We start from the raw sequence: 13,337 nt of genomic DNA on the forward strand, positions 1-13,337 counted from the left end.
TACGCCTGCTACAAACAGCTCTATGAGTTTATGTTGTTTGTACTGACTTAGACGACTTTTTCTCATAAGGTTATCTTAACCTAAATGGAAGTTTTAGTCGTTATCTAGGACAGCCCCTTATTTTAACATTCTATGATACAGATAACGAGTGATGAATAAGAAAAAACCGCTTTCCTTTCATCAGAAAGCGGTCATTCTTCCTAAATTTTTTGCAGATCGATTACTCGACAAACTTCACCACTTCATCGAACGATTTACGCAGTTTTTTGCGGATCTCTTTGTTACGGTAGCCGAAGGTACACATCACCGAAATTCCCCACTCTGCTGGGTCGAATAAACCAGCTTCAGACAGGATTTCGTTCACTTTATCGTAGTCGAATCCCTCAATAGGGCAAGAATCCACGCCGATCAACGCTGCACCAGTCATCATATTGGCAAGGGCAAGGTAGGTCTGTTTACTACACCAGTCGAACAGCGAACGCTCGCTTTCAAGCACCTTGCTGTCGCTTTCTTGGAAAGTGCGGTATTTTTCAATCACCGCAGGTAGCTGCTCTTCGGTTACTTGGCGGCGACGCATAGACTCGATCATAAACTCAGTGTCGTAACGGGCGTTTTTCTTCGCTAAAATCACTACGATATGGCTTGAAGTTTCCATCGTTGGAATTCCCCAACAATATGGCTTGATTGCTTGGCGAAGCTCTGGGTTTTGTAGCACGATAAACTGCCACGGCTCAGAACCCACCGAACTTGGGCTTAGGCGACCTAATTCTAAAATATAGTTAAAATCGTCGGCCGGAATTTTCTTGCTACCATCATAAGAACGGGTAGAAGCTCGGTAGTGGAATGCGTTTAGCACGTCTTCTTTGTTGAAAAAATTCATCGGTTTCTCCTAAATCTTTCTTTCCCTCTCGGGGTGAAGTACCGCCAGGCGGATCAGGGAAGAGATTACCCCCTTTGGTTTCGCTTTGCTCAACCACTTTCCCCGATGGGGGAAGAAAATAGTGGCTTTAAATAAACCCACGCTGATATTGCATTGGGACAAATTGCATTTCTGAGCTGTTGGCGGCGTTTTGGTTGTATTGAGCGTTTAATGCCCAGTACGGATCACGCAGTAATGCTCGTCCGATGGCGACTAAGTCCGCACTCTCTACGCCTAACACGTGGTCGGCAACTTCCGGATTGTCCAGCATACCCACTGCAATTACCGGTAAAGTGGTCGCTTTTTTCACTTTTTCTGCAAGGTAAACTTGGTAGCCTGCGTAGAACTCTGGGTGGTTGCCTGCGTGCAGTACGCCATCGCCGCCGCCACTGACATCAAGCACATCAGCCCCAGCCGCCGCAAAGCGTTTAGCTACTTCAACACCATAATCGCTGTCAAAGCCGTCTTTGCCGTACTCTTGTGCAGAGATACGCACGATCAGAGGCATATTCGCTGGCATTACTTCTTTGGCGGCTTTAATCACTTGCTCACCAAATAGCATTGGGTCTTTGCCGTATTCGTCTGTACGTTTATTGGATTTTGGTGAATAGAATTGGTGGATTAGGTAGCCGTGAGCAGCGTGTAGTTCAATGGTATCAAAACCTGCCGCTACTGCTCGTTTTACCGAGTTTTGGAAAGCAACCACCAACTCTTTAACTTCTTCTGTGGTTAATTCACGAGGGGTAATTAGATTTTGCCCCGCATAATCCAGCTCGCCATAGTGAATCGCACTTGGGGCAACGGCATTCGGCTCATCTTGGGCTTTACGCCCTGCGTGGGCGATTTGAATGCCGATTTTTGAGCCGTGTGAATGCACGCTGTCCACAATGCGTTTAAATTGAGCCTCTTGCTCATCATTCCAAAGCCCCAAGCAGTTTGGGGTAATGCGACCGTTGGCTGCGACATTGGTCATCTCAACAATAATTAGCCCAACACCGCCAATCGCACGAGAAGTGTAATGCACAAAATGCCAATCATTCGGCACGCCGTCTGTGGCGGAATATTGGCACATTGGCGGCATTACCACACGGTTTTTGAGTTCAAGGTTTTTAATCTTAAACGGGGTAAATAATTTTCTAAATTTTGCCATATCTAAGGGTTCCTATGAAAAAACAGATGATATGGTAGTGAAATCATATTATCATTTCAAATTGATTATTTTGATATTAAGGTATAAGAATGAATGATATAAGAACGTTAGATCTGAATTTGCTCAAAGCCTTTGTGATTTTGCTGGATGAATGCAATGTAAGCCGTGCGGCGAAGCGTCTTTCGGTTACCCAGCCTGCAATGAGTGGGATTTTAAATCGGCTACGGGAGAGCTTTAACGATCCGCTATTTGTTAGGGTTCAACACGGTATGCAGCCTACCGAACGGGCATTGCAACTAGGGCAGACGGCTCGAAAAATTTTGCAAGAAATTAACACAATGCTACAACCACCGAAGTTAGAGCCGGAAAAACTGACAATGACACTCCGTATTGCCGCAATGGATTATGTGCAGCAAATTATCGCTCTACCGTTGATTTTGCGTCTTCGTCGCCTTGCGCCGAATGTGCAGGTGGCACTATTGCCTGTACAAGGACAGAATATTAAAACGCTGTTTGAGCAGAATAAAATTGATTTAGCATTGGTGAGCCAGCAACATTTAAGTGCAGATATGCCAAGAACGGTGCTGTATGAAGAACGTTATCTCTGTGCAATGAGCCATACCCATTCTCTTGCCAATAAAAAACTCACCTTAGAACAGTTTTGTGATCTGCCTTTTGCAATGCTTTCTTACAACGGCGGTGAATTTAGTGGGGCAACAGATATCGCCTTGCAAAAATTGGGCAAACAACGCAGGGTAATGGTTTCGGTGAATCATATTTCACTTCTGCCACAACTGTTACAAGGCTCAGATTTAGTGGCTGTGTTGCCTGAACATTTAGCCAAAACTTTACCAAACGTGCATTTGCAAGCACCGCCTATTGAGGTGGAAGGTTTTACGATGATGATGGCGTGGCATGAACGAACCGAGCAAGATATTGCTCATCGTTGGCTAAGGGATATTTTGAAAGATGTAATGCGATAGGTCTTTTTATTTTATGTACTAAAAAGCCGCTTACCTTTTTGGCGATAAACGGCTTTCATTGTTAAAAGATTAAAATTTCTCTACAAAATCAGCATAAGCATTAATAAAGCCCTGCATTGAGCCTTTTAATGCCTCATTTGCAATTTCACCATCTTCTGCAAATACGCCTCCGAATAGGTTACCTACATTTAATGCAAAGGGTAGAGTAGGCATATTCACGAATGCACCAGAGGTAATAGCACGGATTTGATCTGCTACACGCACACCGCCGCCTGCACTTGCACCTACAGTTACAATACCAGCCGGTTTACCAAGCCATTTGCTTTCACCCATTGGGCGAGAAACAACGTCAATTGCATTTTTTAACATTGCTGAAATGCCTGCGTTGTGCTCAGGGGTAACGAATAAAACACCGTCTGCATTTGCCACCGCTTCACGCACACGGGTATATTGTGCCGGACTGTTTTCGTCTAAATCACGGTCATAAAGGGGTAAATCTGCAATTTCAACAATGTTCAATTGAATGCTTGCCGGTGCCATTTTTTGTAAGTGGCGAACTGTTAATTTGCTAAATGAAGTTTTGCTGTTGCTGCCAATTAATACTGCAATTTGTTTTGCCATTTTATAAATTCCTTAAAAGAGTAACTAAATTTTTGGCTATTCTATCCCTTTCTGTTTATAGAATAAAGCCTATCTAGTGAAAGTTACTCTTTACTCATAATAAATAATATTGCAAATTTTTAGCTAATTTTGACCGCTTGCATTAACGCTAGCATTAAAAAACATTATAATTTATAGGGATTAGTGTAGAGGTCTTTATGTCAGTTTTAAAGAAAATAAAATCTATTTCAATGTTAGCTGTAATAACAACATTATCTGCCTGTAGTTTGGTTACTTATAAACCTGTGGATACCATTAAACAGGTTAATCTTGAGAGCGGATACCGCCAAAAGAACGTTTTAAAAGAAGGTGCTAAAGATGGCAACATTATTATGGTAATGTTTTCAGGTGGTGGCACACGGGCGGCAGCACTTGGCTATGGTGTGTTGGAGGAATTGCAAAAAGCCAAAATGAAAGGCACGGAGAAAGGGGACACATTATTCGATAATATTGATATGACCTTTGGTGTGTCTGGCGGTTCGGTATTAGCCACTTATTTTGCGTTGGAAGGGAAAGCGATTATCCCTAAGTTTGCGAATAACTTTTTAAAATCAAATTTCCAGAAAGGTATTCTTACCGAAGTATTTTCACTTTCCAATTTGCCTCGTTTGAGCTCGCCTCAATTTGGGCGAGGAGATCTACTGCAAGAACGTTTTAATTTAACCCTTTATAAAGGCAAAAAATTTGGTGATTTAGTGAGAAATCGTAAAGGACCGTTTGCAGTCATCAGTGCAACGGATATGAATATCGGTCAGCAACTGACTTTTACTCAAGAAACCTTTGACGGACTTTGCCTTAACTTAAATGATTTAGAAATTGCTCGAGCAGTAGCGGCTTCAAGTTCTGTTCCGCTGATTTTTGCCCCACTCACACTCAATAACAATGGTGGGAATTGCAATTTCAACTTGCCTAAAGCTTTTATTGAGCAAGAGAAAGTAGTTGATGGTTTAACCACCAAGCAAATTGAAGAAACAGAACATACCCTGAGTTTTTACCAAGATAGCAAAGAACGCCCATTTATCCATTTAGTTGATGGCGGACTAACAGATAATTTAGGTTTAGCTTCTGTGCTAGATGCTTCAGATACTATCGGCATTGAAGATATGTATAAACGAGCTGGCGAGCTGGGTGTCAAAAATGTTGTTGTGATTAACGTGAATGCTCAAAATGAAGTATCAAGTGAAATTGATAAATCTGCGAATGTTCCCGGCTTGAAAGATGTGGTTAATACGATTATCAATGTTCCCATTGATAGCACTACACAAATTAATCTCCAACGCTATAGCCAATTTAGCGATAGTTGGAATGAATATGCCAACGGACAGCAAGCCAAAATTGAGATGTTTTTTGTTAATTTGGGCTTAAAAGAGCTGCCTGATGGTCAGTTGAAAAAAGAGGTACTGAACATTCCAACTTCTTTTTATTTGCCAGAGAAAGATATTGATAAATTGCGCGAATCAGCTCGCATTTTATTAGAACAATCGGAGGTCTATAAAAAAGCGGTGAATGCTTTACAATAAGACATATTGTTATCAGAAAAGATCGAAGGGGCAAATTGCAATTTGCCCCTCATAGTAACGTTACAATATAACTTTCACTTCCCATTCAAAGGCTGTTTCATTTAGCCGATACTGTTCTTTCAAGCTCGGGCCACATGAATTTGAGCCGATACCACTCATTTTGTAATCCACACACAATATCGTTGAACGGCTTTCTTGCAAATCATAGCTATGGGTTTTTGAGGTTAATTCCTCTTGCGTATAAGGCGAGAGGTTAAAGCTAAACGGCTGCTCCGCCACAATAGCGAGATCTTTTGCTTTCACATAATGCGTGCCGAAATGGCTGCCGTTTTCTTGCGGTTTGAGATAATCCGTATGGTTTTCTCTCGCATTGATTTGATAAATGCCGAGCTTCGCTAAATGGTGTTTATCAATATAACTTTCTCGCTCGCCATAACCAAAATATTCCACTTGGTTATCGGTTTTGTTGAGGAAGAAACGCAGCCCAAAACGAGGTAAAAATGGCAAATGGGCTGGGCGTTTGGCTTTAACGCTGATTTTAATTTCTCCCGTGAGCGAAATACGATAAACCACTTCCAGCGTTAAAATTCGGCTTTGTGCCGTTGCTACAATGCCACATTCCGCCACAATAGTAACGCCGTTTTCATCTTGGGTAAGCTCTGAATGGTAAGCTCGGGTGTAGCATTTATCGTAACCCGCTTTTTGCCAAAATTCTCGGATTAAGCGGTCGTTATCGATTGGGGCTCGCCAGAGATTGAAATCAAGCGGTTGCTCGATAATCGGCTCTTCATTTTTTTCAATGGATTTAAAAATCCCTTTGCGTTTATCGAAAGTGTAACGGTATTCGCCATTTTGGATCTGCCATTCATTTGCAAAATTTTGCACAAAAATGACCGCTTGTGGGCGTGCTTTTAATGCAGGTTTGACCGTTTTGTCATTTAATATAATTTGATCAAATCCTAAATGATGCTCTTTTGCCAATAATGCCGTGCTGTCATTCAAGCGATAATCAAGGGTTAAAAGCTGCAACTTGTCGTTTGGTTGAGGTAAATCTAGGGCTAAACAAGCGGTCTGATTTGGTTCACAATTTACCAATAACTGCCCCTGCTGAGTGGTTTCGCCATTTTCACTGAACGTGTAATGAACGGTAAGGTAATCGGCAAGATTGGTAAAATCTAACTGATTTTTCAGCCAGATTTTGCCCGCTTTTAACTCTGCTCGTACAGGGCGATTGACATTTTTCACTTCAAGCAAATTACTGTGCGGAATGCGGTGTTGTGAAACTAAGCCGTCCATACAGAAATTGCTATCGTGCAAGGTTTCGCCAAAATCGCCACCGTAGCCGTATTTATCAGAATTTGGCAGAAGTGGGGCGTGATCGCACCATTCCCACACAAAACCACCGCACGCTCCTGAATATTGCTGGAAAGTTTGCCAATAATCTTCCATATCGCCGTTGGAATTGCCCATTGCGTGTGAATATTCGCACAGAATAAACGGCTTGCGATTTGCTGGGTCGGCAAAGTATTCGTCTAATCTTTCGGTGCTAGGGTACATTTCGCTGTATAAATCTAAGTTCGATAAATCGTTTTGATAAGCGGAATGCTGATAGATTGAGCCTTCATAATGGGTTAAACGGCTCGCGTCTCGCTCTTTTACCCAGCGAGCCGCCGCTTCAAAATTCTCGCCAAAACCCGACTCATTCCCTAAAGACCAAATAATTACAGAAGTGCGGTTTTTATCTCGCTCCACATTGGCGATGTTGCGATCTAAAATTGCTGCTTTAAAATCAGGATCTCTTGCAAAATAACAGAAATTATCGACCGCTTGTTGGCGGATTTCTTCCTGTTTATTCGGGTTTGGTACGTTGAGGAAAATGCTGTTTTCAGGGCTTTCAATATAAACTGCACTCGAGCCGTGCGATTCAATATCGCTTTCGGCAATCACATAAAAGCCCAGTTGATCGCACAGCTCGGTAAACCAAGGGGAATTTGGATAATGAGCGGTACGAATGGCGTTAATGTTATGCTCTTTCATCAACCGTAAATCGATTAATGCTTGCTCACGGCTGATGGCATAGCCGGTTACGGGGTCGGAGTCGTGGCGGTTTACCCCTTTGAATTTAATCGGTTTGTTGTTAAATAACAGCACGCCATTTTCCACCCGAATTTGGCGGAAGCCAATTTTCTGCTCGATGATTTCATTTTGGTAGCTCAAGCATAACGTGTAGAGTTGCGGCTCTTCCGCATTCCATAACGCTAAGTTGCAAATTTCTGCAAAAAAATGACCGCTTGTTTGCTCGCAAACGAGGTTGCCTTGTGGATCAAACAGTTGAAAATGCACGTCTTCGGGCTGGTTGGAAAATAGGGTTTCTACGCTCAAATTCGCTTGGGTTAAATCTTCACTAAGCTGATATTGAATAAAGAAATCTTGCAGGTAATTTTTCTCACGTTCCAAAATGTACAGATCACGGAAAATGCCCGACATTCGGAATTTGTCTTGATCTTCCAAATAACTGCCATCGCACCATTTCAGCACCACAACCACAAGGCTATTTTTACCTTGCTTAAGGTGCTTTGTAATCTCAAATTCATTGGTGCTGTGGCTGATTTGCCCGTAACCAACAAAGTCGCCATTCAAATACACAAACAAGCAGGAATCCACCCCCTCAAAGTTGAGTAAATAACGCTTACCTGCTTTCGGCTCAAACGCAATTTCACGCTGATAAACACCGCAAGGATTATCGTGCGGTACATAAGGCAGATCGAACGGAATCGGGTAATTGATGTTGGTGTATTGATGAGCATCAAAGCCCTCTGTTTGCCAGTTAGACGGCACAGGAATTTTGTGAGCGAAAGTAGCGTTGAGAAAATCATCTGGCAGATCGTGTGGGCTGTTGTAGAAATTAAAATCCCACTCGTCATTAAGCAAAGTAAAGTGTTTTGATGTTTCTCGTGCTAATTGGTTGGGCGTTTGCCCTTTTTGAAATGGAATAAAATAAGCGTGGTGCGGAATGCGATTAATGTGTAGCACATTTGGATCTTGGTAGTAATTCGGTAACGACATAAAAGCCCCATTATCAAAAAACATAAATGTTAATACCTTAATTCAGTTATAAAATAGGGCAATGAGTAATGTGTGGAATTGTGAGGGGGATCACAAAAAATAAGGATCGTAGACAAATTTTCTTTTCCCTCCAATTCCGCTATAATCACATCAATTTTTTGACTATTTTTTGAAGGAATTAAGCAATGTTATATCCAAGCGAAGAATTTTTATATGCACCGGTGGAATGGGTAGACCACAGCGAAGGCTACACCGATATTCGTTACCACAAATCAACAGACGGTATCGCAAAAATCACTATTAACCGCCCGGAAGTGCGTAACGCTTTCCGTCCTCACACGGTAAAAGAGATGATCGAAGCCTTCTCTGACGCTCGTTTTGATGAAAAGATCGGCGTGATCGTTTTAACAGGTGAGGGCGAATATGCGTTCTGTGCAGGTGGCGACCAAAAAGTGCGTGGCGACTACGGCGGCTATAAAGATGAAAGCGGTGTGCATCACTTAAACGTATTGGATTTTCAACGTGATATTCGTACTTGTCCGAAACCTGTGGTGGCAATGGTGGCAGGTTATGCCATCGGTGGTGGACACGTTCTACATATGTTATGTGATTTAACCATTGCTGCGGATAATGCGAAATTCGGTCAAACAGGTCCGAAAGTGGGTTCATTTGATGGCGGCTGGGGGGCAAGCTATATGGCTCGCCTTGTTGGTCAGAAAAAAGCCCGTGAAATTTGGTTCTTATGCCGTCAATACAATGCTCAAGAAGCGTTAGATATGGGATTAGTAAACACTGTTGTGCCTTATGCTGATTTAGAGAAAGAAACCGTGCGTTGGTGTCGTGAAATGCTACAAAACAGCCCAATCGCTTTACGTTGCTTAAAAGCCGCATTAAATGCAGATTGCGATGGGCAAGCAGGTCTTCAAGAATTAGCGGGCAACGCTACGATGTTGTTCTATATGACAGAAGAAGGTCAAGAAGGGCGTAATGCGTTTAACGAAAAACGTGAGCCAGATTTCAGCAAATTTCGCCGTAATCCGTAATTGATACAAGTATACAAGCGGTCAAATTTTTATAGGTTTTTGCAATATCTGTAGGGGCGGGTCCTGTGCCCGCCCGAAATTTTGTTTATTGGGTGGGCACAGGACTCGCACCTACCAGTTAATTTTATGTCAGACGTTGAGTTAAACGAACATCACCAAGAAGAGCCTGAACGTAAGCCGAAAAAGAGAAGCTACATTCTTACCACCCTATTCAAACTTGGCCTGATTGGGGCTTGTAGTGTTGCTTTTTACGGCATTTACCTAGACGGTAAAATCCGTAGCAAAATGGACGGGCAGGTTTGGGAATTGCCTGCTGAGGTGTATGCTCGCATTGAAAGCATTAAAATTGAAGATGGCTTAACACTTGAACAAGCTAAACAGGTGTTGTTGGATAACGGCTATCGTCAAGTTTCACAGGTTGCCACACCGGGCGATTTCAAAATTGAGGAAAATCGTTTAGTGTTGCTCCGCCGTGCTTTCCCTTTCCCTGAAACGCCTGAAGCCCAGCGTGTGCTGCGTTTAACCTTTAAAGATGACAAATTAACGTACATCGAAGATCTTGTGCAGGGTAAGTTGATCGAAGAGTTTCGTTTAGATCCAAAACTGTTGGCAATGCTGCATTCTGATAGCGATGAAGAACGCCAAGCGTTAAAACTGCAAGAATATCCTCGTTTGTTGATTGAATCGCTGATTTTAACCGAAGATCGCCGCTTTTATCAGCACGATGGTATCAGCCCGATTGGGATTGCCCGTGCGTTAGTCACAAACTATCAGGCAGGCAGAACGGTGCAAGGGGGTAGTACCTTAACTCAGCAGTTGGTTAAAAACTTGTTTTTAACTAATGAGAGATCGCTCGTGCGTAAGATCAATGAAGCCTTGATGTCGGTGATCTTGGATTTCCGCTATGAAAAAAACCATATTTTAGAAACCTATTTAAACGAAATTTATTTAGGGCAAAATGGTAGCTATCAAATTCACGGCTTTGCACTCGCAAGCCAATTCTATTTTGGTCGCCCGATTCAAGAGATTAGCTTAGATCAAATCGCTTTATTAGTGGGTATGGTAAAAGGCCCATCGCTTTATAATCCGTGGCGAAATCCGCAAGGTGCAACCGAACGCCGTAATGTGGTGTTGCGTTTATTGCTTGAACATCAAGTGATTAACCAAGAGCTTTATGATCTGTTAAGCACTCGCCCATTAAATGTGCGTGAAAAAGGCACGATTTACCGTGAACAGCCTGCCTTTATGCAGGCATTAACCCGTGATTTGAAAAATGAGTTGGGTGAAGTGAAAGCGGCTCAACTTTCCGGCACGAAAATTTTCACCACCTTAGATCGCAAACAGCAGCGTTCAGCAGAACAAGCGGTGATTAATGGCCTAGAAGATTTAGAAGCGAACAATAAGAAAGTTAGCGATCTGCAATCTGCGATTGTGGTGGCGGAATATCGCACAGGTAAAGTGAGAGCGATTGTGGGCGACCGTTTAACCCAATTTGCCGGCTTTAACCGTGCCATTCAGTCTAAACGTCAGATCGGCTCTCTGGTGAAGCCGTCTATTTATGCGATTGCGTTAGCTCAACCGGAACTTTTCCGCTTAAATACGCCAATTCAGAACAGACAGATTTCAATTAAAGTTGGCTCAACCTATTGGACACCTCGAAATTATGACCGCAGTTTTAGCGGCTCGGTAATGTTTATGGACGCTCTCGTTCGTTCACTGAATATTCCAACCGTTAATATCGGTATGAAAGTGGGGTTAAAGAAAGTGATCGCCAAACAAAAAGAGATGGGCTGGGATACTGCTGAAATTCCGCCATATCCATCAACCTTGTTAGGCTCTTATTCGATTTCACCCTATGATGTAACACGCTCTTACCAAGTGATTGCAAATGAAGGGTTAAAAACACCATTAACTACGATTGAAGCGATTATTTCCCATAATGGCGAGATGTTCTATCAACGTGATAATAGCAAAGCGAGTGAGCAAGTACTACCGCCGGAAGCAGCGGTGCAGACGATGTATGCGATGCAGCAAGTGGTTGAGCGAGGCACGGCACGAAGCCTGCAAAATGGCTTTGCCAAGTTAAAATTGGCAGGTAAAACAGGGACAACCAATAACGCAAGGGATACTTGGTTTGTTGGCATTGATGGTGAACACGTTACGACTGTATGGCTGGGTAAAGATAACAATACCGATACCAATCTAACTGGTTCAAGCGGTGCGTTATATGTTTATAGGCAATATATTGAACGAGCTTTACCGCAGGCATATAAATTACCAAAATTAGATACGATGCAATGGGTAGGGATTAACAGTTACGGTAGTTGGAATTGCGATAGCGGTAGGCAAATCCCAGTATGGCGTGATAAAGGGCAACGTTATTGTACCAGCGCAGGCACAGTCGTTGCGACGAAACCAAGTGTATGGGACGCTCTTTCATTGAAGAAAGAAAATAATTCAAACCCGAAAGCTGAAGAGGCAGAAGATAAGCAATCTATTCCAATTGAAGAAGTTGCCCCGAAAGAATAGGAATAAATTTGATAGTTATTATCATTCAAGATGTGTGTTATGATAAGTTTCTCCTATGATAAGTATATATTATAACCATTTGCCACTTTGCTATTTGAGTAGTAATATAACCACAAATTAAATAAGCGGTAGGCAATTTAATTGAACAATAAATTATTAATAACAGGAGTATATTATGGCAATGTCAAATATCGGTTTAGATAAAGAAGTCGCAAAAAAATTAGCAGATGAATTAAACGGTTTATTAGCAACCTATCAAGTGTTTTACACTAACGTACGCGGTTACCACTGGAACGTTCGTGGTGTAAACTTCTTTGAATTACACGCAAAATTTGAAGAGATCTATGATGATTTAGTGTCTAAAGTAGATGAAATTGCAGAGCGTATTTTAACCTTAGGTCATACACCAAACAACGCGTTCAGCCAATACTTAACACGTTCTCAAATTAAAGAGCATATTGGTGTTTCAGCTGCTCAAGAGTGTTTAAGAGGCACATTAGACGGCTTCAAAGTACTTTTAACTCAGCAACGTGAAATCCTAGCTCTTGCAAATGATGCTGATGATGAAGGTACAGCCTCTCAAATGAGTGATTACATCAAAGAGCAAGAAAAATTAGTGTGGATGTTCACAGCAGCTTGTGCAGAATGTTCAGACTACGCACAAGGTTGTTCTTGTAACTCATAATAATTTTTATGGTTTCAACCCCGATATTTATCGGGGTTTTATTTTTTAATCACTATGTCGAACGGTTTTCAATTCAAACAATTTTTTATTCAGCACGATAAATGCGCAATGAAGGTCAATACTGATGGTATTTTGCTTGGGGCAATTGCTCAGGTTAAAAATGTTCAGCAAATCTTAGACTTAGGCACAGGTTCGGGCTTAATTGCGATAATGCTTGCCCAACGCACAAATAGAAACTGCCAAATTACCGCACTAGAAGTTGAGACAAGTGCTTACCAACAAGCGGTCGAAAATGCTAAAAGTTCTGAGTGGGCAAATCGTATTACGGTTTTACAAGGCGATGTAATGCAACAACAGTTTGATCAGAAATTTGATTTAATTGTCAGTAATCCACCCTACTTTGAAGATTCTCTAGCAGCGAGAACCGAAGAGCGAGATTTGGCCCGCTCCGTGAATAGCTCGAGTCATTTTGATTGGCTCTACCAAGCAAAAAGCTGGCTGGCGGAGAATGGCAGCATTACTATGATTTTACCTACGGAAGCCGCAGAAAAACTCATTTTACAAAGCCCCGAAATTGGCTTGTGTTGCACCGAACAATGGCATATTTATACCAAAGTCGGTAAAACCGCTAAACGACAAATTGTTAGTTTTTCAGAAAAAAAGACCGCTTGTGAGCAAAAAGTGTTGATTATTTATGATCTGAATAATCACTACACCGCTGAATTTAAACAGCTTACTCAAGATTTTTATTTAAATTTTTAATGGGTAGGAAATAAAAAACC

At 42.0% G+C, this 13,337-nt stretch carries 10 protein-coding genes and 1 pseudogene; 6 read left to right on the forward strand and 5 right to left on the reverse strand.

The window, feature by feature from the left end:
• From ACERCF_RS09635 to ACERCF_RS09645, 3 genes and pseudogenes are all read right to left on the reverse strand, one after another.
• Positions 1-66 (reverse strand): annotated as a pseudogene (locus ACERCF_RS09635) (IS1595 family transposase); the annotation flags it as partial.
• A gap of 154 nt (positions 67-220) precedes the next feature.
• The gene (locus ACERCF_RS09640; protein WP_373625453.1) at positions 221-880 is read right to left on the reverse strand and encodes an NAD(P)H-dependent oxidoreductase; all 660 of its coding nucleotides are present in this window, start codon (positions 878-880) and stop codon (positions 221-223) included.
• 127 nt (positions 881-1,007) lie between these two features.
• Entirely contained in the window at positions 1,008-2,069 is a 1,062-nt protein-coding gene (locus ACERCF_RS09645; protein ID WP_373625454.1) for an NADH:flavin oxidoreductase/NADH oxidase, read from the reverse strand.
• A gap of 89 nt (positions 2,070-2,158) precedes the next feature.
• Between ACERCF_RS09645 and ACERCF_RS09650 the strand changes: the two genes are divergently transcribed.
• The gene (locus ACERCF_RS09650) at positions 2,159-3,052 is read left to right on the forward strand and encodes a LysR family transcriptional regulator (protein ID WP_373625455.1); all 894 of its coding nucleotides are present in this window, start codon (positions 2,159-2,161) and stop codon (positions 3,050-3,052) included.
• A gap of 69 nt (positions 3,053-3,121) precedes the next feature.
• Here ACERCF_RS09650 and ACERCF_RS09655 read toward each other — a convergent pair whose 3' ends face one another.
• On the reverse strand, positions 3,122-3,673 hold the full coding sequence (locus ACERCF_RS09655; RefSeq protein ID WP_373625456.1) for an NADPH-dependent FMN reductase: 552 nt from the start codon (positions 3,671-3,673) through the stop codon (positions 3,122-3,124).
• Positions 3,674-3,870: 197 nt separating this feature from the next.
• On the opposite strand from ACERCF_RS09655, the gene ACERCF_RS09660 reads away from it, so the two are divergent.
• The gene (locus ACERCF_RS09660) at positions 3,871-5,232 is read left to right on the forward strand and encodes a patatin-like phospholipase family protein (RefSeq protein WP_373625457.1); all 1,362 of its coding nucleotides are present in this window, start codon (positions 3,871-3,873) and stop codon (positions 5,230-5,232) included.
• 60 nt (positions 5,233-5,292) lie between these two features.
• Here the strand turns inward: ACERCF_RS09660 and ACERCF_RS09665 are convergent, their stop codons facing one another.
• Positions 5,293-8,298, reverse strand: coding sequence for a glycoside hydrolase family 2 TIM barrel-domain containing protein (locus ACERCF_RS09665; protein ID WP_373625458.1), 3,006 nt, complete (start codon positions 8,296-8,298; stop codon positions 5,293-5,295).
• 185 nt (positions 8,299-8,483) lie between these two features.
• Between ACERCF_RS09665 and menB the strand changes: the two genes are divergently transcribed.
• The 4 genes from menB to ACERCF_RS09685 all read left to right on the forward strand — a co-directional run bounded on the left by menB (position 8,484) and on the right by ACERCF_RS09685 (position 13,317).
• Positions 8,484-9,341 (forward strand): 1,4-dihydroxy-2-naphthoyl-CoA synthase, encoded by an 858-nt coding sequence (menB, locus tag ACERCF_RS09670; RefSeq protein WP_025218073.1) that lies wholly within the window; start codon positions 8,484-8,486, stop codon positions 9,339-9,341.
• 126 nt (positions 9,342-9,467) lie between these two features.
• Positions 9,468-11,870 carry a penicillin-binding protein 1B gene (gene mrcB, locus ACERCF_RS09675; protein WP_373625459.1) on the forward strand — a complete coding sequence of 801 codons (2,403 nt, stop codon included), beginning with the start codon at positions 9,468-9,470 and terminating at the stop codon, positions 11,868-11,870.
• Positions 11,871-12,045: 175 nt separating this feature from the next.
• The gene (locus ACERCF_RS09680; protein WP_373625460.1) at positions 12,046-12,555 is read left to right on the forward strand and encodes a Dps family protein; all 510 of its coding nucleotides are present in this window, start codon (positions 12,046-12,048) and stop codon (positions 12,553-12,555) included.
• 48 nt (positions 12,556-12,603) lie between these two features.
• Positions 12,604-13,317: a tRNA1(Val) (adenine(37)-N6)-methyltransferase gene (locus ACERCF_RS09685; RefSeq protein ID WP_373625471.1), complete on the forward strand. Its 714-nt coding sequence runs from the start codon at positions 12,604-12,606 to the stop codon at positions 13,315-13,317.
• Positions 13,318-13,337 lie beyond the last annotated feature (20 nt).

The organism is Mannheimia kashgarensis (assembly GCF_041807705.1).
GTDB lineage: Bacteria > Pseudomonadota > Gammaproteobacteria > Enterobacterales > Pasteurellaceae > Mannheimia.

Bases quoted from the DNA above. Each gene is read 5' to 3' on its own strand.
- ACERCF_RS09640 (WP_373625453.1), bottom strand. From the start codon at position 880: ATGAATTTTTTCAACAAAGAAGACGTGCTAAACGCATTCCACTACCGA.
- ACERCF_RS09645 (WP_373625454.1), bottom strand. From the start codon at position 2,069: ATGGCAAAATTTAGAAAATTATTTACCCCGTTTAAGATTAAAAACCTT.
- ACERCF_RS09650 (WP_373625455.1), top strand. From the start codon at position 2,159: ATGAATGATATAAGAACGTTAGATCTGAATTTGCTCAAAGCCTTTGTG.
- ACERCF_RS09655 (WP_373625456.1), bottom strand. From the start codon at position 3,673: ATGGCAAAACAAATTGCAGTATTAATTGGCAGCAACAGCAAAACTTCA.
- ACERCF_RS09660 (WP_373625457.1), top strand. From the start codon at position 3,871: ATGTCAGTTTTAAAGAAAATAAAATCTATTTCAATGTTAGCTGTAATA.
- ACERCF_RS09665 (WP_373625458.1), bottom strand. From the start codon at position 8,298: ATGTCGTTACCGAATTACTACCAAGATCCAAATGTGCTACACATTAAT.
- menB (WP_025218073.1), top strand. From the start codon at position 8,484: ATGTTATATCCAAGCGAAGAATTTTTATATGCACCGGTGGAATGGGTA.
- mrcB (WP_373625459.1), top strand. From the start codon at position 9,468: ATGTCAGACGTTGAGTTAAACGAACATCACCAAGAAGAGCCTGAACGT.
- ACERCF_RS09680 (WP_373625460.1), top strand. From the start codon at position 12,046: ATGGCAATGTCAAATATCGGTTTAGATAAAGAAGTCGCAAAAAAATTA.